Source organism: Sphingobium sp. YR768 (assembly GCF_900111125.1).
Lineage (GTDB): Bacteria > Pseudomonadota > Alphaproteobacteria > Sphingomonadales > Sphingomonadaceae > Sphingobium.
This window is the reverse complement of sequence record NZ_FOGE01000009.1, coordinates 135,526-156,229: the sequence shown is the minus strand read 5'-3', so window position 1 is coordinate 156,229 and position 20,704 is coordinate 135,526. Positions and strand designations below refer to the sequence as shown.

The window sequence follows — 20,704 nt, the reverse complement described above, 5'->3', positions numbered from 1 at the left end:
GACTGTATCTGTGGCAAATGTGACCGTGATCGGCGCTCAGTGGGGCGACGAAGGCAAGGGCAAGATCGTCGACTGGCTGTCGGAACGCGCCGATGTCGTCGCCCGTTTTCAAGGCGGCCATAATGCCGGCCATACGCTGGTGGTGGGTGAGAAGGTCTACAAGCTGTCGCTGCTGCCGTCGGGCATCGTGCGCGGCACGCTCAGCGTGATCGGCAATGGCGTGGTGCTGGACCCCTGGCACTTCCGCGACGAAGTCGCGAAGCTGAAGGGGCAGGGCGTCGAGATCAATCCCGACAATCTTCAGATTGCCGAAACCTGCCCGCTGATCCTGCCCTTCCACCGCGACCTTGACGGCCTGCGCGAAGATGCGTCGGGCGCCGGCAAGATCGGCACCACCCGTCGCGGCATCGGCCCGGCCTATGAGGACAAGGTCGGCCGTCGCGCCATTCGCGTTTGCGATCTGGCCCATCTGGATGATCTGGACCTTCAGATCGATCGCCTGACCGCCCATCATGATGCGCTGCGCGCCGGTTTTGGCGAAGCGCCGATCGATCGTGCGCAGCTGATGGCGGACCTGACCGAAATCGCCGAATTCATCCTGCCTTTCGTGAAGCCCGTCTGGCTGACGCTGAACAAGGCGAAGGCGGCGGGCCAGCGCATCCTGTTCGAAGGCGCGCAGGGCACTTTGCTCGACATCGACCATGGCACCTATCCCTTCGTCACCTCCTCCAACACGGTGGCGGGCACGGCGGCGAGCGGCACCGGCCTTGGCCCCAATGCGGCGGGCTTCGTGCTCGGCATCGTCAAGGCCTACACCACCCGCGTCGGCTCCGGCCCGTTCCCCAGCGAACTGGAGAATGACATCGGCCAGCGCCTGGGTGAGCGCGGCCATGAATTCGGCACCGTCACCGGCCGCAAGCGTCGCTGCGGCTGGTTCGATGCGGTGCTGGTGCGCCAGTCGGTCGCCGTGTCGGGCGTGACCGGCATTGCGCTGACCAAGCTGGACGTGCTGGACGGCTTTGAAGAGCTGCAAATCTGCGTCGGCTACAAGATTGGCGACCAGACGTTCGACTATCTGCCCGCCCATGCGCAGGATCAGGCGAAGGCGGAGCCGATCTATGAAACGATCGGTGGCTGGAGCGAAACCACCGCCGGCGCGCGTAGCTGGGCCGAACTGCCGGCGCAGGCGATCAAATATATCCGCCGGATCGAGGAACTGATCGGTTGCCCGGTCACGTTGGTTTCCACCAGCCCGGAACGCGACGACACGATCCTCGTCCGCGATCCCTTCGCGGATTGATCTTTTTGGGTTTCAGCTAAGCTGAAACAGATCGGCACCGGCCCTCACCCCCACCCGACCACCCATATGATAATGCCGTTGGGTGGTCGGGTGGGGGTGAGGGCCGGTGCGGCGACAAAGGAAAAAATCATGGCAGGCGATCGCTTTGAACGTCACAAGCAGCCCTGGACTCCGGACGAGATCCAGAAGCTGCATACGCTGGCCAAGAAGGGCATGGCGCTGAAGGCGATCGCCAAGGCGCTGACCCGCAGCGAGGAATCGACCAAGGCCCGCGCCAAGCAGGACGGGTTGAACATCGCGAAATTGCGGTAGATTGTTGTGCTCCTGCGAAAGCAGGAGCCCAGTCCTGCCCTTGATCCAATGTGCCAGGGCTGAACTGGGCTCCGGCCTGCGCCGGAGCACGGAGCGTCTGGACGCTTGCCAGCGGCCATGCGAAGACCGCCCCACCACATCAGGGAAGGCTTCGCATGGCGCTCGACATCCTCGTCCTCTACGGTTCCTATCGACGGGGACGGCTCGGCATTCGGCTGGCCGACTATTTGATCCGGGGTTTCGAAGGGCTGGGCCACAAGGCCGAGCTGGTCGACGCCAAGGCGGTCGACCTGCCGATGCTCGACCTGCGCTACAGCGATTATCCGGCTGGCGAAGCGCCCGCTGCCATGGCCGGGCTGGCCGATCGCCTTTCCGCTGCCGATGCCTTCGTCTTCGTAGCGGGCGAATATAATCGGGGGATGCAGCCGGGCCTTAAAAATCTGGTCGATCATTATCTCAAGGAATTTGATCGCCGCCCCGCTGCCATCGCCAGTTATTCGGCGGGCCGTTTTGCCGGGGTGAACAGCCATGCCGACTGGACGGTGACGCTGTCGGCGATGGGCATGGCGGTGGTGCCGGAGCGGCTGAGCGTCGGTCAGATCGGCCAGACGCTGGACGAACAGGCGCAGCCGCAAGGGGACAGCGGCGCGGCGCTGGAGCGGGGCTTTGCCGGTTTCGCGAACAACCTTATCTGGTGGGGCGAAGCCGCGAAGGCGGCCCGCTGAACCGGCTGTCGATCCAGACCAGCGCATAGCCCGCCAGCACGAAGCCGATCGCGATCAGCAGCGCGTTGATCGCGACCTGCCCCCATCCCAGCTTCGCGACATTGATGAAGGGATAGGCATAGGCCCCCTCCATCATGCCGCGCAGCAGGGCGTAGGGCAGATAGGCGGCCGGGAAGATCGCCCAGATCCACGGATCGCGGCGGCTCAGTTGCGCCTTGCGGGCAAAGCCGATCCACCAGAGCGGCGCCAGCAGCGGCGTCACCTTGTGCAGCAGCGTGTCGGCCAGCAACGCCCCGCCGCTGAGCGACAGGAGGCCGCGCAGCAGCAGGCCGTAGATGATGCCGACCAGCAGGATCGCCAGCACCGTGCCGCCCACGCGGCGAGCCGACACATGCCGCCCCAATGCGATCGGCCCGAATGTGATGACGACCAATATATTGGCCCAGATGGTGAAGAAGCGCAGCAGCGTCCACAGCGTTTCGCCGACCGATCCGGTCTGCGCCAGCGTGGCGTCGAACTGCACGGCCAAACCCGCCAGTGCGGTCAGCGCGACGATGGCCGCCCCGATCCGCCCCGTTTTCCTCTTCATGTCCGCGCAGCCTCCCGCCCGTCTTCTTCACCGGCGGATATCACCGTAGCAGCCACAAGATCGCCCGTCACGTTGAGCGCGGTGCGGCACATGTCGAGGAAGCGATCGACCCCCAGCACCAGCCCGATCCCTTCGGGCGGCACGCCGACCATGCCCAGGATCATCGCCACCACCGGCAGCGATCCGGCGGGTACGCCCGCCGTGCCGACGCCGCCCAATATGCACACCAGCATCACCATCAGTTGCTGGCTGAGCGACAGGTCCACGCCGAAAAATTGCGCGAGGAAGATGACCGTGATGCCTTCGAACATCGCCGTGCCATTCTGATTGGCGGTCGCGCCGATGGTCAGGACGAAGCGGGCGATGCGGCGGGGCAGGTGAAGATTATCCTCCGCCACACGGATCGCGGTGGGCAGGGTGGCGTTGGAGGAGGCGGTGGCGAAGGCCATGACGCTGGCTTCCTGCACCGCCGCGAAGAAGCGCAGTGGCGACCGGCGCGCGACGAAGGCGATCAGCAGCGAATAGACGCCGAACATCTGGAGCGCGAGCGCCAGCACCACGACGCCGACATAGGCGGACAGGCGGATGAGCAAGTCCCAGCCGAATTGCGCGGCGAGGTTGAACATGAAGCAGGCGATGGCGATCGGGGCGAGCCGGATGACGAGGCCCATCAGCCGCATCGTCACCTCGAACAGGCCCTCCATCGCGCTCAGCAGCAGCTTCGATTCCTTCGTCTGCACCAGCACCAACCCGATGCCGAAGAAGAGCGCGAAGACCATCACCGCCAATATGTCATTATCGGCCATGGCCTTGATGATGTTCTGCGGGATGATGTTGAGCAGGGCTTCCATGCCGGACGGCGTTTCGCCGCCCCGGTCGAGGATCGCCTTCGCGCCCTGTCCGGCATCGGCGAGGAGGGCCTGCGCCTGCGCGGGATCGACCCCGGCGCCGGGGCGCAGCAGATTCACCAGCAACAGGCTGACTGCCACGGCGATGCCCGACACGATCAGCGTGTAGACCAGCGTCCGCACGCCGACGCGGCGCAGCGATCGCAATTCACCCATTTCCGCGATGCCGACGATCAGCGCGGACACCAGCAGCGGAATGACCAGCATGAACAGCAGCCGCAGGAAGATTTGCCCGATCGGCCCGGTGACATAGGTGGTGACCGTATCGACCCAGCGGGCGTCGGGTGCGACCATGTAGACGATCAGGCCGACGACCAGACCGGTCAGAAAGCCGGCCAGCATCTGCCACTGGAGCGAGAGCGCTGCCTTCTTCTCGCCGGCGTCCGCCGCGTCGCTGGTCATGCCCATCTCCTGTTGGCCCGCCTCCTGCTCGATTGTTGTTCAACGACCCGCAACTGTGCAGGTTGCAGTCGCAGCAATGTTTCGTTTCGCTATGGCATCAAGGGAGCATTTCCGGGCCATTAGGCGTTGCGCCGGTTCAATATCAGGAGTCTTGCATGATCGTCGATGCCGTCCCCAGTATGCGCCGGATCGCTTCCGAAGTGTGGAAGCCGCTGACCGCACTGTTCGTCTGGGACTGTGCCGTGACGGTCACTTATTATGTGCTGCCTTTCAAGGCGCCATCGCTGCCGCTGACCATCTTCGGTTCGGCGCTGGCGCTGTTCCTGGGCTTCCGGTCGAACAGCAGTTACCAGCGCTGGTGGGAAGGGCGGATATTGTGGGGCGCGATGATCAATGCGTCGCGCAGCCTGTCGCGCGCCGCCCGCAATTTCCTGCCCGATCCGGAAGGGCGCGATCTGAAGCGGGAGATCGTCAAGCGCCAGATCGCCTATGTGAATGCGCTGCGCTGTCAACTGCGTCGTCAGCCGATCGGCGAGGATGTGACCGGCTTCCTGCGGGACGAGGACAAGGGCAAGGCGCTGGCCCGCACCAATCCGGCGAACGGCCTGCTGGACAGCACCGGGCGGCGGATCGATCTGGCCCGTCGGGAGGGCTGGATCGACACCATCCAGCAGGCGCAGATGGAGCGTGTGCTGGTCGACATCGCCAATGCGCAGGGCGGCATGGAGCGGATCAAGAACACGCCGCTGCCCTTCCAATATCGCTTCATCCCGACCGCCTTCACCCATTTGTTCTGCATCCTGCTGCCGATCGGGCTGGTCGAATCGCTGGGCTTTGCGACGCCGCTGGGTTCGACGGTGGCGGGCTTCATGTTCATGACCGTGCTGCGGATCGGCGACGACCTGACCGATCCCTTTGCCGACAGCGTGCATGACGTGCCGCTGACCGCCATGTGCCGCACGATCGAGATCGACCTGCTCCAGTCGATCGGCGATCCGGCGCCGGAACCGATCAAGCCGGTGCGCGGCGTATTGTGGTGACATGAAAAGCGCCTCCGGTCGATGGAACCGGAGGCGCTTTTCATTTGGAAGGCAGGGCGGGACCTTATCCCTTGCGGCTGTCGTCCACCATGTCCGACGCCAGTTCCAGTCCCGCGCGGCCATGGGCGGCGGTGTGGGCCGGGGCCTTGGGATGGGGCACGTCGATATCTTCCTCGACCTCCAGCATGCCTTCCCATTTGGTGATGACCGAGGTGGCGATGGCGTTGCCCAGCACGTTGGTCGCGGTGCGGCCCATGTCCATGAAATGATCGACGGCCAGGATGAAGGCGATGCCTTCGACCGGCAGGTCGAACTGGCCGAGCGTCGCGGCGACGACGACCAGCGAGGCGCGGGGAACGGCGGCGATGCCCTTCGACGTGACCATCAGGACGAGCAGGATGGTGATCTGGGTCGCGATCGGCAAATCGATGCCATAGGCCTGCGCGATGAAGATCGTCGCGAAGGTCGAATACATCATCGACCCGTCGAGGTTGAACGAATAGCCCAGCGGCAGCACGAAGCTGTAGATTCGGCGCGGGATGCCGAACCGGTCGAGCTGTTCCAGCATCTTGGGATAAGCGGCTTCGGACGAAGCGGTCGAGAAGGCGATCAGGATCGGTTCGCGGACATAGCGGATCAGCTTGAACATCCGCTTGCCGAGGAAAATCGCCCCGGCGCAGAAGAGCAGCACCCACAGGCAGATAAGCGCGATGTAGAATTCGCCGACCAGCGCGCCATAGGTTTTGAGCACGCCCAGACCCTGCACCGTGACGGAGGAGGCCAGCGCGCCGAACACTGCGAAGGGGGCGACGCGCATGACATATCCGGTCACTTGCAGCATCAGCTCGACCATCGCCTCGATCATGGTGACGATGGGCTTGCCCTTCTCCCCGATCGCGGTCAGCGCGACGCCGACGAATAGCGAGAAGACGACGATCTGGAGGATCTGGTTATCCGCCATTGCCCCGATCATGGAGGTCGGGAAGACATGGAGGATGAAGTCGCGGAAGTTGAGCGCTTCGGTGCTGACGCCCGAATCGACGCCCGAACGGACGAGATTGAGGCCAGCGCCCGGTTCGAAGAAGTTGACGAAGATCAGGCCCAGCGTCAGCGAAATCAGGCTGGCGATGATGAACCAGGCGAGCGCACGGCCGCCGATCCGGCCCAATGCCGCGCTGTCGCCCATATGGGCAATGCCCGCGACCAGCGTGGAAAAGACCAGCGGCGCGATGATCATCTTGATCAGGTGGAGGAAAATGTCGGCCAGCAGGTGGAAATAGCCTGCCACATCCTTCGCCAATGTGGCGTCGCCGCCGACGATCTGATTGGCCACGAAGCCCGTTATCACCCCAAGGACCATGCCGATCAGGATGAAGGCCGTCAGTCTGTTTCGCATCAAATTCCTCATGGGCCGCGCGGGCGCAGCCCCCACCTATTGTACGTCTGTCAGGCTGACGCCTAACAGGCGAAGAGGCGGCCCGCAATCGGCGCGCAACCCCATCCGCATGGACAAAGACGAAGCAGGATGGTCTTTCCGCCCCCGATTTTTCCTGTTCTGCCCGGCGTGGGCGGAAATGTCAGGGATAGAGGAGGCCTTCGTTCCAGCCATCGGCGGATCGCTCGAACAGGCGGCGTTCATGCAGCCGATGCTCCCGATCCTGCCAAAATTCGATGCGTTCGGGCGTCAGGCGGAAGCCCGACCAATGGGGCGGGCGGGGCACCGGGCCGCCATCGAAGCGGGTGCTGACCGCATCGAACCGGTCCATGAATATATCGCGCGAGGGCAGCGGGCGGGACTGGTCGGAGGCCCAGGCGCCCAACTGGCTGTCGCGGCTGCGGCTGGCGAAATAGCTGTCGGCGGTCGCATCGTCGACCGGGCTGACCGCCCCTTCGATCCGTATCTGTCGCCGCAGCGATTTCCAGTGGAACAGCAGCGCCGCATGGGGATTGGCCAGCAGTTCGCCCGCCTTGCGCCCCTCGAAATTGGTGTAGAAGATAAAACCGTCCGGCCCATGGCCCTTGAGCAGCACCATCCGCACCGACGGGCGGCCGCGCGCATCGGCGGTCGCCAGCGCCATGGCGTTGCTGTCATTGAGTTCGGTGTCGCGCGCCTGCGCATACCACTCGTCGAAAAGGGCGAAGGGATCGGTCATGCCCGCTTCTTAGGAGAGGGGGGCAGGCGTGTCGATAAGGGGATGCCCTGCGTCCTGTGCGCGATCCTCTTCTTGCCATCCTCTTCTTGAATGTGGGCCGCGCATCGTCCACATAGTCGACAAGTGATGCTTTTCTGCAACAGGTAGACGATGGCCGACCCCTATTCCACTCTGGGCATAGCCCGCAACGCCAGCGAAGCGGAGATCAAGTCCGCCTATCGCAAGCTGGCCAAAGAGCTGCACCCCGACCGGAACAAGGATAATCCGCAGGCGGCGGAGAAATTCTCGGCCGCGACCAATGCCTATGATTTGCTGTCGGACAAGGACAAGCGGGCGCGCTTCGACCGGGGTGAGATTGACGGCGACGGTAATCCGACCTCGCCCTTCGGCTTTGGCGGCGGTGGAGGCGGCGGCTTCCGGGGCCAGCACGGCGGCGGTTTCGAGTCTGGCGGCGCGGATTTCGGCGATATTTTCGAAGGCCTGTTCGGTGGCGCTGGTCGTCGCGCGGGCGGTGGCGGAGGCGGCGGCTTTGGCGGTTTCGGTCGGCAGGCGCCGCCGCAAAAGGGCGCGAATGTCGCCTATCGACTGGCCGTGCAGTTCAATGATGCCGCGACGCTCAGTCCGCAGCGCATCACCTTGCAGGATGGCAAGACGATCGACCTGAAATTGCCGGCCGGCGTGGAGACGGGCACGCAGATGCGCCTTTCCGGCCGGGGGCAGCCGGGGCCGGGCGGCGCGGGCGATGCGATCGTCACGATCGAAGTGAAGCCGCACCCCTTCTTCAAGCGGGACGGGGACAATGTGCTGCTGGACCTGCCGATCACGCTCGATGAGGCGGTGAAGGGCGGCAAGGTCAAGGTGCCGACGGTCGATGGTCCGGTGATGCTGGGCGTGACGCCGGGCGCCGCGTCGGGCAAGACGCTGCGCCTGCGTGGGCGTGGCTTTACCGGCAAGGATGGCCAGCGCGGCGACCAGTTGGTCACGCTCCAGATCGACGTGCCGGCCGACGATCCGGCCCTGAAGGCCTTTGTCGAAGGCTGGACCGATGGGCGTGCGGTACGTGCGTCGTTAGGGGTTTAGTGCGCGCGCAACCGCAACATGTGCTCCTGCGAAGGCAGGAGCCCAGGGCCGAACGTGGTGCCCCTGCATCCTGGGCTCCTGCTTTCGTAGGAACACTGTGGCTCCGATATCAGGCGGCAAGCGTTTAGGTCCCATGCCGATGCCCTCGCCCCTTTCGCCCGAATCGCGCCGTCAGGTGACGCAGGAGGCGCGGGCGCATTTCCATCGGCAGATGGACCGGGTGCGGCCGGGTTCCCATATCTTCGAAGTGGCCAAGCGGGTCGCGGTCGGCACCTATAGCGACGGCTTCATCCATGCCGGGAACCTCGCTTATCTATCGCTGATGACGCTGTTCCCCTTCTTCATCGTCGCGGCGGCGGTGGCGAGCATCTTCGGCCGGACCGAAGACGGGGTGCAGGCGGTCAACGCCTTTCTCACCACCGTGCCGCGCGGGGTGGCCGATGTGGTGCGCCAGCCGATCAACGAGGTGCTGACCGCGCGCAGTGGGCCGCTGCTCTGGCTGGGCGGGCTGGTTGGGCTGTGGACGGTTGGCAGCCTGATCGAGACGATCCGCGACATCCTCCGCCGCGCCTATGGCACGAAGAGCACTAAGCCTTTCTGGCGCTATCGGCTCGGCGCCATCGGCATCACGCTGGTCAGCGTCTTTCTGGTGATGTTCGCCTTTTCGCTTCAGGTGGCGATCACCGGCGTCGACCAGTTTCTGCACCAGATATTGCCCTGGGCCGATGAAGCGATCGGGCTGGTTGCATCAGCCAAGCTGGTGCCGATGGGCATATTATGCGTCGCGCTCTGGTCGCTGTTCGTGGCGCTGACGCCCACCGCCTACAAGCCGCGCCGCTTCCCCAAATGGCCCGGCGCGGTGGCGACGTCGCTCTGGTGGTATGGCACGACATTGCTGTTGCCGCCGACGCTGTCGCTGCTGGGCGGCTATGGCCGGACCTATGGCAGTCTGGCGGGTGTCATGATCACCCTCATTTTTTTCTTTCTCGTGGGGCTTGGCGTGGTAATTGGCGCGGAATTGAACGCGGCGCTGGCAGAATTCCCCGAAGAGGATGCGCAGCCGATCGCGCAGGACGAAGGGAATGGAATAAGATTATGACAGGCTTGATGGCAGGAAAGCGCGGGCTCATCATGGGGCTGGCGAATGACAAGTCGCTGGCTTGGGGTATCGCCCAGCAACTGCACGCACAGGGCGCGGAACTCGCCTTCTCCTATCAGGGCGATGCGCTGGCCAAGCGCGTCCGGCCGCTGGCGGAGCAGGTCGGGTCCGACTTCCTGATCGATTGCGACGTGTCCGACATGGACAAGCTGGACGCCGCCTTTGCCGAGATCGAAGCGCGCTGGGGCAAGCTGGACTTCGTGGTCCACGCCATCGGTTTTTCCGACAAGAATGAGCTGCGCGGCCTCTATGCCGACACCAGCCTCGACAATTTCCTGCTGACCATGAACATCTCGGTCTACAGCTTCGTCGCCGTCACGGCGCGCGCGCGCAAGCTGATGAAGGACGGCGGCAGCCTGTTGACGCTGAGCTATTATGGCGCGGAAAAGGTCATCCCGCACTATAACGTCATGGGCGTCGCCAAGGCGGCATTGGAAACCAGCGTCAAATATCTGGCGATGGACCTTGGCCCGGAAAATATCCGCGTCAACGCGATCTCCGCAGGCCCGATCAAGACGCTGGCGGCCAGTGGCATCGGCGACTTCCGCTATATTCTGAAGTGGAACGAGCTGAATTCCCCGCTTCGTCGCAATGTGACGATCGAGGATGTGGGCGGCGCCGGCTTGTACCTGTTGTCGGATCTGGCATCGGGCGTGACCGGCGAAATCCATCATGTCGACGCGGGCTACAACGTCATCGGCATGAAGGCCGAAGACGCGCCGGATATCGCGCTGGATAAGTGAGGGCGTGCCGACGGTCCTGCGTGAAGCCGGTCTGCGGATCCTGATCTACACGGACGACCATCCACCGCCCCATGTCCATGCGTTCTGGGACGGCGAAACCAAGATCGCGCTTCTCCGGCCGGAGGTCGTGCGGATCGTCGGGGCCGATCGGCGCGAGAGTCGACGCGCTCTCGATATTGTGCGAGAAAAGCGGGACTATCTGCTCGAAAGGTGGCGCGACATTCATGGGTGAACTGACCCAGTCCCAGTTCGAAGAGGCCGTGCGGCGTGGCGAGCATGATCTGGCGATCAAGCCCCGCGCCCGTGCCGCGCGCTATGATCGGGGCAGCGGGTATGTCGTGATCGATCTGGTCAGCGGCGCCACCTTCTCCTTCCCCGCCACGCTGGCGCAGGGGCTGGAACGGGCGCGCGCGGACCAGCTCGAAAAGGTCGAGATTGCAGGCGCCGGTTTCGGCCTGCATTGGGAAGAACTGGATGCCGACCTGACGGTCGAAGGACTGCTGGCTGGCCGTTTCGGCAGCGCACGCTATATGGCGCAGCGTTTCGGCTCCGATTGGGATAGTGAAGCAGCAGAATGAGTTTCAACAGTTTCGGTCGCGTTTTCCGCTTCACCACCTGGGGCGAGAGCCATGGTCCTGCCATCGGCGCGGTGGTGGATGGCTGTCCTCCGGGGCTGGACCTCAGTGAGGCGGACATTCAGCCCTGGCTGGACCTGCGCAAGCCCGGCACGTCCAAATTCACGACCCAGCGGCGCGAGCCGGACGAGGTCCGCATCCTGTCCGGCGTGTTCGAGGGCAAGACCACCGGCACGCCGATCAGCCTGATGATCGAGAATACCGACCAGCGGTCCAAGGATTATTCGGAGGTCGCCAAGGCATACCGCCCCGGCCATGCCGACTATGCCTATGACGCCAAATATGGTTTCCGCGACTATCGCGGCGGCGGGCGGTCCTCGGCGCGGGAAACCGCCAGCCGGGTCGCGGCGGGCGCGGTGGCCCGTGCGGTCATCCCCGAAGTCGATATCTTCGCCTATGTCAGTGAGATTGGCGGTGATGCGATCGACTATGCCAATTTCGATGCATCGCAGATCGGCCAGAACCCTTTCTTCTGCCCCGATCCGGTCGCGGCGCAGCGCTGGGAAGCGCTGGTCGATGGCGCGCGCAAGGATGGCTCCTCGATCGGCGCGGTCGTGGAATGCGTCGCGTCAGGCGTTCCGGCCGGCTGGGGCGCGCCGCTCTATGCCAAGCTGGACAGCGAACTGGCGAGCGCGATGATGAGCATCAACGCGGTCAAGGGCGTGGAGATTGGCGATGGTTTCGCCGCCGCCCGCCTGCGCGGCGAACAGAATGCCGATCCGATGCGCCCCGGTAACGATGGTCCGGTTTTCCTCGCCAACCATGCCGGCGGCATTGCGGGTGGCATTTCCACCGGGCAGCCGGTCAAGGTCCGTGTCGCCTTCAAGCCGACCAGCTCGATCCTGATCCCGGTCGAGACGGTGACGCGCGACGGGGAAGCATCGGACATCATCACCAAGGGGCGGCACGACCCCTGCGTCGGCATTCGCGGCGTGCCGGTGGTAGAGGCGATGATGGCGCTGGTGCTGGCGGACCAGAAGCTGCTGCATCGCGCCCAATGCGGCGAATGACGCGCTGAACAACCGATAAAATCGGCAGGACGGACCGGTCATGCAACCATGGCCGGTCCGTCTCGTTTCCCCTTCGTAAGGACACGCGACCACGCGATCTTTCAGGGGGACGGCCGGACATGCATTTCATCACCGCGCTGCTGGGCATTTATCGCGCGGAAATCGGGCTGATCATCCTGGCGGGCATGTTCGTCGCCTTTGTGCGCGAACGCTATTCGCCGACGGTCATCGCGGTGGTGGGTGCCTGCGCCTATGGCGTGCTGGGCCTGCTGGACGAGAAGGCGATGTTCTCGGTCTTCTCCAACAGCGCGCCGCTGACGGTGGGGGCGATGTTCGTCCTGTCGGGCGCGCTGATCCGGACCGGGGTCATCGGCCGGATCGCGGACCTCATCATGACGCGAGCAGAGCGCCATCCCCGCATCGCCCTGGCGGAAGTGACGCTGGGCACGCTGGCGCTGTCGGCCTTCCTCAACAACACGCCGGTCGTCGTGCTGCTGATCCCGATCATGTTCAAGCTGGCGCAGGCGACCGGCTATCCGGTCAAGAAGCTGCTGATCCCGATGAATGTGGTTGCGGTGCTGGGCGGGTGTCTCACGCTGGTCGGCACGTCGACCAATCTGGTCGTCGCGGGCATCGCGGCCGAACAGGGGCTGCCGCGCTTCAGCATTTTCGACATCAGCCTTTATGGTGCGGCGGGGGCTGCCGCGGGGATCGTGGCGCTGCTCTGCCTGTCCTTCCTGTTGCCCAGCGATCCGCCCTCCATCGCCGGGGAGGATGGCGGGACGGCGGTGCAGGATTATCTGACCGAACTGGTGGTGCCGCAGGAGAGCGACGATATCGGGCGGGAGATCGGGTCGCTGGGCCTGTTCGGCCGGTCGGTGCAATTGCTGGGCCTCAAGCGCGCTGGCGAAGTGCGGCGCCATGATCTGGAGGGCGAGGAACTGCATTCCGGCGACCGGCTGATCGTGCGGGCGGATGGCGCCGCGATCATGACATTGCGCGAATCGGGGCGGTTCGACCTGGGTGTCGCCGCCGACTCGCGCACCAGCGCGCAGGAAGGGACGGTGGTGGAGGCGATGGTCGCGCCCAGCCATCCGTCGATCGGCGAGCGGTTGCTGGACATTCCCTTTCTCCACGCGCTGCGGGTGCGGATCATCGGCATTCACCGTGCCCGCCATCTGCCCGGTCCCGATCTGGCGGATGCGCGCATCCGCGGCGCCGACCGCCTGCTGGTGGCGGGCGGGGACGATGCGATGCGGGCGCTGAAGGATAATCCGCATCTGATCGGTGTCGATGTCAGCCGCACCCGCGCCTTTCGCCCGCGCAAGGCGTGGATCGCCATCGCCGCCATGGCGGGGGCGGTGCTGCTGTCCGCCTTCGACGTGGTGGGGATCGGGCTGGCGGCGGTGATTGCCGTTGGGCTGATCCTGATCACCCGCTGCATCGACCCGGAGGAGGCGTGGGGCGCGATCGACGGGGATACGCTGATCCTGATCTTCGCCATGCTGGCCGTGGGGCTGGCGCTGGAGCAGGCGGGCAGCGTGGCGCTGATGGTCGGATGGATCACGCCGCTGATGCAGGTGGCGCCGGGCTGGAGCCTGGTGTTCATCGTCTATTTCGCCGCGCTGCTGCTGTCCGAATTGCTCAGCAACAATGCGGTGGCGGCGCTGCTGACGCCGATCACCATCGCGCTGGCGCATCAACTGGACGTCGATGCCCGGCCGCTGGTGATTGCGCTGATGATCGGGGCGTCGGCCTGTTTCGCGACGCCGATCGGCTATCAGACCAATGCGCTGGTCTATGCGGCGGGAGATTATCGCTTCGCCGATTTCGTGCGGATCGGGGTGCCGATCAATATCGCGGTCGGACTGGCGGTGTGCAGCGCGCTGGTGCTGCTGGGGTGAAAGCCAATCCGGCGGGGGCGGCCCTGTTCGTGCTGGCGCAGGCTGGGCATCAGGGACGAAATGATGAGGATATGCCCATGACCAGCCTGCCCTTTACTCAGGTCGACGCCTTTGCCGACGCGCCCTTTACCGGCAATCCTGCGGCTGTGATGCCGCTGGATAGCTGGCTGGATGACGCCACGCTTCAGGCTATCGCGGAAGAAAATAACCTGTCCGAAACGGCCTTCACCGTGCCGACGCCCGATGATCCGGATGCGGATTATGAACTGCGCTGGTTCACCCCGGCGGTCGAGATCAAGCTGTGCGGTCATGCCACGCTGGCCAGCGGGCATGTGCTGATGGGGGACGGGCCGATCCGTTTCCGCACGCGCAAGGCCGGCGTGCTGACCGTCACCCGCGTGGGCGAAGGCTATGCCCTTTCGCTCCCGGCCTGGGGGATGGCGCCAAAGCCGCTGCCGGACCTGGCGGCCGGGCTGGGCGGTCAGCCGCTGGAGTCGCATTGGCGCGAGGGCGGCTACAGCCTGTTTCTCTTCCCCGACGCGGCGGCGGTGCGGGCGCTGACGCCCGATTTCGCTGCGCTCCGGGCGCTGGGCGATATGATGCTGATCGCGACCGCGCCGGGAGAGGATAGCGATATCCTCAGCCGCGTCTTCGTGCCCGGCGGCGGGGTGAATGAAGATCCCGTGACCGGGTCGGCCCATTGCCTGCTGACGCCCTTCTGGGCGGAACGGCTGGGGAAGGCGGAGATCAGCGCCTATCAGGCGTCGGCGCGGGGCGGGCGGCTGGGCTGCACATTGGAGGGCGATCGCGTCATCCTGAACGGGGCCTGCCGCACGGTGATCGAGGGACGGTTTTTCCTTTAATGTTTGTGCTTTACCCATGATCCGTTCGCCCTGAGCCTGTCGAAGGGCCGTATTTTTCTTAAGCGTTTTCAAGAAAAGAACAGGGCTTCGACAGGCTCAGCCCGAACGGATCATATTTAAGAGGGGGCGCTTTACCCCGGAAACAGCCCGATCAGCTTGGCCAGCGCACTGCGCACCGCGCGGCGCTGGTCCTTGTCGGGGGACATGCCGATCCGCACCACGGTCAGCCGCTGGGACGGAGAAATCAGGATATATTGGCCATTATGGCCGACGCAGCCGAACAGGCTGGCGGGGGCCTGCCCCGGCATCAGCGCGCTTTCGCTGCTGTCGCGGTTAAGCCAGATGTGCAGACCATAGGCGGCGTTGCGCGCCGACGGGGTGGTCATCAGGTCGATCCATTTTTCCGGCAATATCTGATGCCCGCTGGGCGATCGGCCCCGGCGGCGCAGCAGGTCGCCGAACCGGCCATAGTCCCGCGCGGTCATGTGCAGGATGCTGCCGCCGATCATTGTGCCGTTGGCGTCATATTCCGCTGTCAGGCTGGACAGGTTGCCCGGCGCCTTCAGCCGCCCGTCGACGAACATCTGCATCGCCCGCCGCCGCACATCCGGATCGGCGCTGTTGGTCAGCATGCGCGTCATCAGGTCGGACAAGATCATGCTGCTGCCGGTGGAATAGGCGAATTCCTCGCCCGGCGCATGGGCCAGTGGCTTGGATTCGGCATAGGCGGCCATGTCCTGCGCGCCATCGGCAAAGAGCATGCGCACCGTATCGCCATTCATGATCGGCTCGCCATCTTCGACATGGTCGAGCCCCGAACTCATCGTCAGCAACTGGCGCAGGGTGATGCGGCCGCGCGGGTCGCCCGGCTGGCTCCAGGCCGCGACCGGCACCGGCGCGTCGAGCGCCAGCCGCCCGTCGGACACCATCAGCCCGACCAGCACAGACGTCACCGTCTTGGCCATGGACCAGGACAGCAATTTCGTGTCCGGGCCGAAGCCGGGGGCATAGCGTTCGGCAATCACCTTGCCGTCGCGCATCACCAGCAGCGCGCGGGTCTGGCCCATGGTCTTGTCGTCGAACAGCGGGTCGATCGCGCCGCGCAGCGCGCTGGCGCCGACGACGGCGTCCGACGCGACGCTGTAGACCGGATCGGGGGCCTGCTGCGCCCGCCCGACCAGCGTGCCCGCCACGACAAGCGCGGCGATGCCCGCGCCCAGGCCAAGGCGCTTTACGATTCGGCTGTCGATCTGCATAAGCCGGCGCCCTTACACAGTGGAATCAGAAAGAGCCATGGCGGTTCGGCGGAAATGGTGGATAGTGGTGGCGCTGGTCGTTGTGGCGTTGCTGGGCGTGCTGGCATGGCGCTGGGCGAGCCTGAGTGCGCGGGCGGAGCTGGGCGCGGCCTATGGCGCGCGGCTGGGCTGTTCCTGCCGTTATGTCGAAGGGCGCGCCATGGGGAGCTGCGCCGACGACAAGGAGCCGGGCATGGCGATGGTGCGCCTGAACGATGTGCCCGAGGAACGCGCCGTCCGCGCCAGCGTGCCGCTACTCGCCAGCCGCACCGCGCGGTTCAGACCGGGCTGGGGGTGTCTGCTCGATCCGGTGGGGTAGGGGCGTTTGCTGGCGATCAATGAAGAACATGCTGGGCGATGCTGTGCTCCTGCGAAAGCAGGAGCCTAGGGGCGACTTGGCGCTTCATTGCCCTAGGTTCCTGCTTTCGCAGGAACACGGCTGAGTTGGAAACGGAATGGCTTGAAACCACCCATCGTTAGCAACTCCTAACTCGCCTTCTCGTTCAACAGGCTGGCCCCTTGGGCGACTAGCCGCTAAGGCCACCCCATGGCGCGCGATATCCCCACGCTTCTGCACGATATATTCGGTTTCACGGCCTTTCGCGGGGTGCAGCAGCAGGTGGTGAGCCGCGTCATGGCGGGGCAGCCGACGCTCGCCATCATGCCGACCGGCGCGGGCAAGTCGCTCTGCTATCAGCTGCCTTCTGTCGCGCTCGATGGCTGCTGCGTCGTCGTGTCGCCGCTGATCGCGCTGATGCATGACCAGTTGCGGGCGGCCAATGCGGTGGGGCTGCGTGCCGCCAGCCTGACCAGCGTGGACGCGGACTGGCGCGAGACGCAGGACCGGTTGCGCAATGGCGATCTCGACCTGCTCTATGTCGCGCCGGAACGGGCGAGCCAGGAAAATTTCCGCAATCTGCTGCGCGCCACGAAGGTCGCGCTGTTCGCGATCGACGAAGCGCATTGCGTGTCCGAATGGGGGCATGATTTCCGCCCCGACTATCGGCTGTTGCGGCCGCTGCTGGACGAATTTCCCGATGTGCCGCGTCTGGCGCTGACCGCCACGGCGGACGCCCATACGCGCAAGGACATTCTCGTCCAGCTCGGCATTCCCGATGATGGCCTGATCATTTCGGGCTTCGACCGGCCCAATATTCGCTATGCCGTGCATCCGCGCGACGGGCTGTCGCGGCAGCTGGCCGATCTGGTCGCCGCCAATCCCGGTCCCGGCGTGGTCTATGCCCAGACCCGCGCCGCGACCGAGAAGCTGGCGGAGACGCTGGGGCGCGGTGGCCGGTCGGTGCGGGCCTATCATGCCGGGCTCGATCCGGCGGTGCGCGCGCGCAATCAGGCCGCCTTCATCGCCAGCGAGGATATGGTGATGGTCGCCACCGTCGCATTCGGCATGGGGATCGACAAGCCGGACGTGCGCTTCGTCGCCCATGCAGGGCTGCCCAAGTCGATCGAGGGCTATTATCAGGAATCGGGGCGGGCGGGCCGCGATGGCGAGCCGGCTGTGGCGCATCTCTTCTGGGGGGCGGAGGATTTCGCCCGCGCCCGCATGCGAATCGCCGAACTGGAACCGGCGCGCCAGCAGGGCGAGCGGGCGCGGATATCGGCGCTGGGCGCGCTGGTCGAGACGGCGACATGCAGGCGGGCGATATTGCTGCGGCATTTCGGGGAAGATCCTGCGCCGACCTGCGGCAATTGCGACAATTGTCTGAGCCCACCAGCGAGCGTCGATGCGACCGAGACGGCGCGCAAATATCTGTCGGCGGTCTATCGCACCGGGCAGAGTTTCGGCGCCGGTCATATCGAGCAGGTGCTGAGCGGGGCGACCACCGACAAGATTCGCGAGCGCGGCCATGACAAGATTTCGGTCTATGGCATTGTCGACGGGGAGGAGACGGTGCTGCTGCGGCCCGTCTCCCGCGCGCTGCTGGTGCGCGACGCGCTGGAGACGACGGAGCATGGCGGGCTGATGCTCGGCCCCAATGCCCGGCCGATCCTGCGTGGTGAGGAAGAGGTGCGCATCCTGATGCCGCCCAAGCGGGAACGGCGCACGCGCAGCGCCCGCAACGGCGCGGATGCCAATCCGGTCGGCGATCCGCTGTTCGACGCGCTGCGCGCCTGTCGCCGGGAACTGGCGCAGGATCAGGGGGTGCCGCCCTATGTCATCTTCCATGATTCGACGCTGCGGGAGATGGCGGAACAGCGCCCGTCCAGCATCCGCGAACTCAGCCATATCAGCGGGATCGGGCAGAAGAAGCTGGATGCCTATGGCGATGCTTTCCTGAACGCGATCCGGCCGTTTTTGTGATTATCGTCCGTGCTCCTGCGAAAGCAGGAGCCCAGGATCGAGGGCGTGACGGTTCGCTCTGGGCTCCTGCTTTCGCAGGAGCACCGTGCTGTGACTTGAATCCTGATCCGCTGTGGCGCATGGCTCGCGGCAAAGGAGAAGCCCATGTTCCGCAAGCTCACCGATCGCGTCCTCGTCGCCCCGCAGATCAGCCTCGATCAGGTGGCTGAAGCCAAGGCGCTGGGCGTGACCGTCATCATCAACAACCGGCCCGATGATGAAGAGCCGGGGCAGCTGAATGGCGCGGAGGTCGAGGCGGCGGCGAAGGAGGCTGGCATTGCCTATGTCGCGGTGCCGGTGGCGCATGGCGGCTTTGCCCCCTGGCAGCTGGACGGCATGGCCGCCGCGCTGGAGCAGGCCGGGGACGGCAAGGTATTGGCCTATTGCCGGTCGGGCACGCGCAGCACCCTGCTCTGGTCGCTGACCCGCGCGCGGGCGGGCGACAATGCGGACGTGCTGGCGGCGCAGGCGGCGGCGGCCGGTTATGACATCACGCCGGTTCGTCAGATCATGGATGCGCTGGCGGGCCAGTAAGGCGGGCGAATAGGAAAGTCCGGGCTTAACTTCGCATATGTCCCGCAGATTTTGACAGGATCGAACAAGAGTTGGAAATCTTGTTGCGGGCCGGTCAGGCTGCGGGCGATGGGAAAGAGCCGGTTCGCACCATGGCGGGATTGGCCCGGATAGGACAGGTGTGGGCGGCATGGAACCGCGCGTTCCCAACATGATCCGTTCGCCCTGAGCGAAGTCGAAGTCCCTTCGCTCCGCTCAGCCCGAACGGATTGTGAGGGCGGAGTATGTTGCTTTACCCGCACTCCACCGTGACATGCTCCATCCGCGGCAGGGCGCGGACGCGCTGGCGGACGGCGACACCGTCCGCGCCGGGGGCCAGGCTGACGATGGCGGCATGGGCGTGCGGGCCGATGCGCCAGACATGCAGGTCGCGGATGGTCGCGCCTTCGGCCTCCACCACGCGGCGGACGGTGGCCATCAGCGCGGGTTCGGCGGTGTCGAGCAGGATGGCGGCAGTATCCTTCATCAGGCCCCAGGCCCAGCGCGCGATCACCACCGCGCCCAGCAGGCCGACCGCCGGGTCCATCCACCACCAACCGAGGTAGCGGCCCGCCAGCAGCGCGCCGATCGCCAGCACCGACGTCAGCGCGTCGGTCAACACATGGATATAGGCGGCGCGCAGGTTATTGTCGGTATGGCCATGCTTGTGGTCGTGATCATGCCCGTGGTCATGGCTATGTCCATGATCATGGCTGTGGTCATGGCCCAGCAGCAGCGCGCTGATGATGTTGATGATGAGGCCCGCGACCGCGACCAGCGTCGCCTCGCCAAAGGCGACATGGATCGGCTGGAAGAAGCGCATGGTCGATTCGACCGCGATGAACAGCGCCGTCAGGCCCAGCAGCAGCGCGGAGGCGAAGCCCGACAGATCACCGACCTTGCCCGTGCCGAAGGTGTAGCGCGGGTTACGGGCGTGCCGCTTGGCATAGCCATAGGCGGCGGCGGCCACCGCCAGTGCACCGGCATGGGTGGCCATGTGGAAGCCATCGGCCAGCAGCGCCATCGATCCGGTCAGCCAGCCGAAGAAGATTTCCACCACCATGGTCGCGGCGGTCAGCCAGACGACCCAGAGCGTCCGCTTCGCATTCTGATCATGACCGGCGGCCAGATAGATATGGTCGAAATAATGGCTTTCTTCCGCATCGTCCTGAACAGGGGCGGGGGCATGGCTGTGGCTGCCATGGTCATGATCGCAGCCATGATGGTGATCATGGCCATGATGATCATGCTTGTGGTCGTCGTGCATCGTCATTTCCCGTAACGGCGGATCAGGGCCAGCATTTCTTCGGTCGCGGCGGCGCGTTCCTGATCGGTCAGGCCGGGGCGGGCGACATGTTCGCGCATATGCTGCTCGATCAGTTCTTCCATCAGGCTGCCGACCGCGCCGCGTACGGACGCCACCAGTTGCAGCGTTTCCGAACAGCCCGCGTCGCCCGTCAACTGACGGTCGACGGCGGCGACCTGTCCCGCGATCCGGCGCACCCGCGCCAGTAATTTGTCTCTGTCTGCGATAATGTGCATAGGGTACCCCCCTATACTATATTGGCGGAGTCGCCAAGGGCTTCAGGTTAAAGACCGGCGTGTTCCGGCGAAGGCCGGAATCCAGTCCCGCCGTCCGAACTGGATTCCGGCCTTCGCCGGAACACGGCTTTCC

Annotated in this window: 22 protein-coding genes; 15 read left to right on the top strand and 7 right to left on the bottom strand. The window is 65.1% G+C overall.

Annotation, left to right across the window (positions count from 1 at the left end; genetic code table 11):
* Positions 1–10 precede the first annotated feature (10 nt).
* From BMX92_RS12665 to BMX92_RS12655, 3 genes are all read left to right on the top strand, one after another.
* Entirely contained in the window at positions 11–1,300 is a 1,290-nt protein-coding gene (locus BMX92_RS12665) for an adenylosuccinate synthase (protein ID WP_093016952.1), read from the top strand.
* 129 nt (positions 1,301–1,429) lie between these two features.
* Positions 1,430–1,612, top strand: coding sequence for a hypothetical protein (locus BMX92_RS12660; protein ID WP_093017026.1), 183 nt, complete (start codon positions 1,430–1,432; stop codon positions 1,610–1,612).
* 155 nt (positions 1,613–1,767) lie between these two features.
* On the top strand, positions 1,768–2,337 hold the full coding sequence (locus tag BMX92_RS12655) for an NADPH-dependent FMN reductase (protein WP_093016950.1): 570 nt from the start codon (positions 1,768–1,770) through the stop codon (positions 2,335–2,337).
* Here BMX92_RS12655 and BMX92_RS12650 read toward each other — a convergent pair.
* Together BMX92_RS12650 and BMX92_RS12645 are read right to left on the bottom strand one after the other, a co-directional pair.
* A complete protein-coding gene (locus BMX92_RS12650; RefSeq protein ID WP_093016948.1) occupies positions 2,300–2,926 on the bottom strand; it encodes a Pr6Pr family membrane protein in 627 nt (208 codons plus the stop codon). The two genes, BMX92_RS12655 and BMX92_RS12650, sit on opposite strands and share 38 nt — an antisense overlap.
* Complete coding sequence (locus tag BMX92_RS12645) at positions 2,923–4,236, bottom strand: dicarboxylate/amino acid:cation symporter (protein WP_371262315.1); 1,314 nt, start codon at positions 4,234–4,236, stop codon at positions 2,923–2,925. Before BMX92_RS12645 ends, BMX92_RS12650 begins: the two co-directional genes overlap by 4 nt.
* A 155-nt stretch (positions 4,237–4,391) precedes the next feature.
* On the opposite strand from BMX92_RS12645, the gene BMX92_RS12640 reads away from it, so the two are divergent.
* The gene (locus tag BMX92_RS12640) at positions 4,392–5,276 is read left to right on the top strand and encodes a bestrophin family protein (protein WP_093016945.1); all 885 of its coding nucleotides are present in this window, start codon (positions 4,392–4,394) and stop codon (positions 5,274–5,276) included.
* A gap of 64 nt (positions 5,277–5,340) precedes the next feature.
* Here BMX92_RS12640 and BMX92_RS12635 read toward each other — a convergent pair whose 3' ends face one another.
* Positions 5,341–6,672 carry a dicarboxylate/amino acid:cation symporter gene (locus BMX92_RS12635; protein WP_093016943.1) on the bottom strand — a complete coding sequence of 444 codons (1,332 nt, stop codon included), beginning with the start codon at positions 6,670–6,672 and terminating at the stop codon, positions 5,341–5,343.
* Between the two features lie 181 nt (positions 6,673–6,853).
* Complete coding sequence (gene pdxH, locus BMX92_RS12630) at positions 6,854–7,429, bottom strand: pyridoxamine 5'-phosphate oxidase (protein ID WP_093016941.1); 576 nt, start codon at positions 7,427–7,429, stop codon at positions 6,854–6,856.
* A gap of 150 nt (positions 7,430–7,579) precedes the next feature.
* On the opposite strand from pdxH, the gene BMX92_RS12625 reads away from it, so the two are divergent.
* The 8 genes from BMX92_RS12625 to BMX92_RS12590 all read left to right on the top strand — a co-directional run bounded on the left by BMX92_RS12625 (position 7,580) and on the right by BMX92_RS12590 (position 14,823).
* Positions 7,580–8,509 (top strand): DnaJ C-terminal domain-containing protein, encoded by a 930-nt coding sequence (locus tag BMX92_RS12625; protein ID WP_093016939.1) that lies wholly within the window; start codon positions 7,580–7,582, stop codon positions 8,507–8,509.
* 133 nt (positions 8,510–8,642) lie between these two features.
* Positions 8,643–9,608: a YihY/virulence factor BrkB family protein gene (locus BMX92_RS12620; protein WP_093016937.1), complete on the top strand. Its 966-nt coding sequence runs from the start codon at positions 8,643–8,645 to the stop codon at positions 9,606–9,608.
* Positions 9,605–10,411 carry an enoyl-ACP reductase FabI gene (gene fabI / locus BMX92_RS12615; RefSeq protein ID WP_093016935.1) on the top strand — a complete coding sequence of 269 codons (807 nt, stop codon included), beginning with the start codon at positions 9,605–9,607 and terminating at the stop codon, positions 10,409–10,411. The genes BMX92_RS12620 and fabI overlap by 4 nt, the downstream gene beginning before the upstream one ends.
* 4 nt (positions 10,412–10,415) lie before the next feature.
* Positions 10,416–10,643, top strand: a complete 228-nt coding sequence (locus BMX92_RS12610) for a DUF4160 domain-containing protein (RefSeq protein ID WP_093016933.1) — start codon at positions 10,416–10,418, stop codon at positions 10,641–10,643.
* Positions 10,636–10,989: a DUF2442 domain-containing protein gene (locus tag BMX92_RS12605; RefSeq protein WP_093016931.1), complete on the top strand. Its 354-nt coding sequence runs from the start codon at positions 10,636–10,638 to the stop codon at positions 10,987–10,989. Before BMX92_RS12610 ends, BMX92_RS12605 begins: the two co-directional genes overlap by 8 nt.
* On the top strand, positions 10,986–12,056 hold the full coding sequence (gene aroC / locus BMX92_RS12600; protein WP_093016929.1) for a chorismate synthase: 1,071 nt from the start codon (positions 10,986–10,988) through the stop codon (positions 12,054–12,056). Before BMX92_RS12605 ends, aroC begins: the two co-directional genes overlap by 4 nt.
* Positions 12,057–12,175: 119 nt before the next feature.
* Positions 12,176–13,960, top strand: a complete 1,785-nt coding sequence (locus BMX92_RS12595; protein WP_093016927.1) for an SLC13 family permease — start codon at positions 12,176–12,178, stop codon at positions 13,958–13,960.
* Positions 13,961–14,037: 77 nt separating this feature from the next.
* Positions 14,038–14,823, top strand: coding sequence for a PhzF family phenazine biosynthesis protein (locus BMX92_RS12590; RefSeq protein WP_093017024.1), 786 nt, complete (start codon positions 14,038–14,040; stop codon positions 14,821–14,823).
* Between the two features lie 131 nt (positions 14,824–14,954).
* Here the strand turns inward: BMX92_RS12590 and BMX92_RS12585 are convergent, their stop codons facing one another.
* A complete protein-coding gene (locus BMX92_RS12585) occupies positions 14,955–16,079 on the bottom strand; it encodes a serine hydrolase domain-containing protein (protein WP_093016925.1) in 1,125 nt (374 codons plus the stop codon).
* Positions 16,080–16,116: 37 nt separating this feature from the next.
* On the opposite strand from BMX92_RS12585, the gene BMX92_RS12580 reads away from it, so the two are divergent.
* From BMX92_RS12580 to BMX92_RS12570, 3 genes are all read left to right on the top strand, one after another.
* Complete coding sequence (locus BMX92_RS12580) at positions 16,117–16,437, top strand: hypothetical protein (RefSeq protein ID WP_093016923.1); 321 nt, start codon at positions 16,117–16,119, stop codon at positions 16,435–16,437.
* A gap of 228 nt (positions 16,438–16,665) precedes the next feature.
* The gene (recQ, locus tag BMX92_RS12575; RefSeq protein WP_093016921.1) at positions 16,666–18,438 is read left to right on the top strand and encodes a DNA helicase RecQ; all 1,773 of its coding nucleotides are present in this window, start codon (positions 16,666–16,668) and stop codon (positions 18,436–18,438) included.
* Positions 18,439–18,582: 144 nt separating this feature from the next.
* On the top strand, positions 18,583–19,011 hold the full coding sequence (locus BMX92_RS12570; protein WP_093016919.1) for a TIGR01244 family sulfur transferase: 429 nt from the start codon (positions 18,583–18,585) through the stop codon (positions 19,009–19,011).
* A 271-nt stretch (positions 19,012–19,282) separates the two neighbouring features.
* Here the strand turns inward: BMX92_RS12570 and dmeF are convergent, their stop codons facing one another.
* Both dmeF and BMX92_RS12560 read right to left on the bottom strand, forming a co-directional pair.
* Positions 19,283–20,302: a CDF family Co(II)/Ni(II) efflux transporter DmeF gene (gene dmeF, locus BMX92_RS12565; RefSeq protein WP_093016917.1), complete on the bottom strand. Its 1,020-nt coding sequence runs from the start codon at positions 20,300–20,302 to the stop codon at positions 19,283–19,285.
* The gene (locus tag BMX92_RS12560; RefSeq protein WP_093016915.1) at positions 20,299–20,571 is read right to left on the bottom strand and encodes a metal/formaldehyde-sensitive transcriptional repressor; all 273 of its coding nucleotides are present in this window, start codon (positions 20,569–20,571) and stop codon (positions 20,299–20,301) included. The genes dmeF and BMX92_RS12560 overlap by 4 nt, the downstream gene beginning before the upstream one ends.
* Positions 20,572–20,704 lie beyond the last annotated feature (133 nt).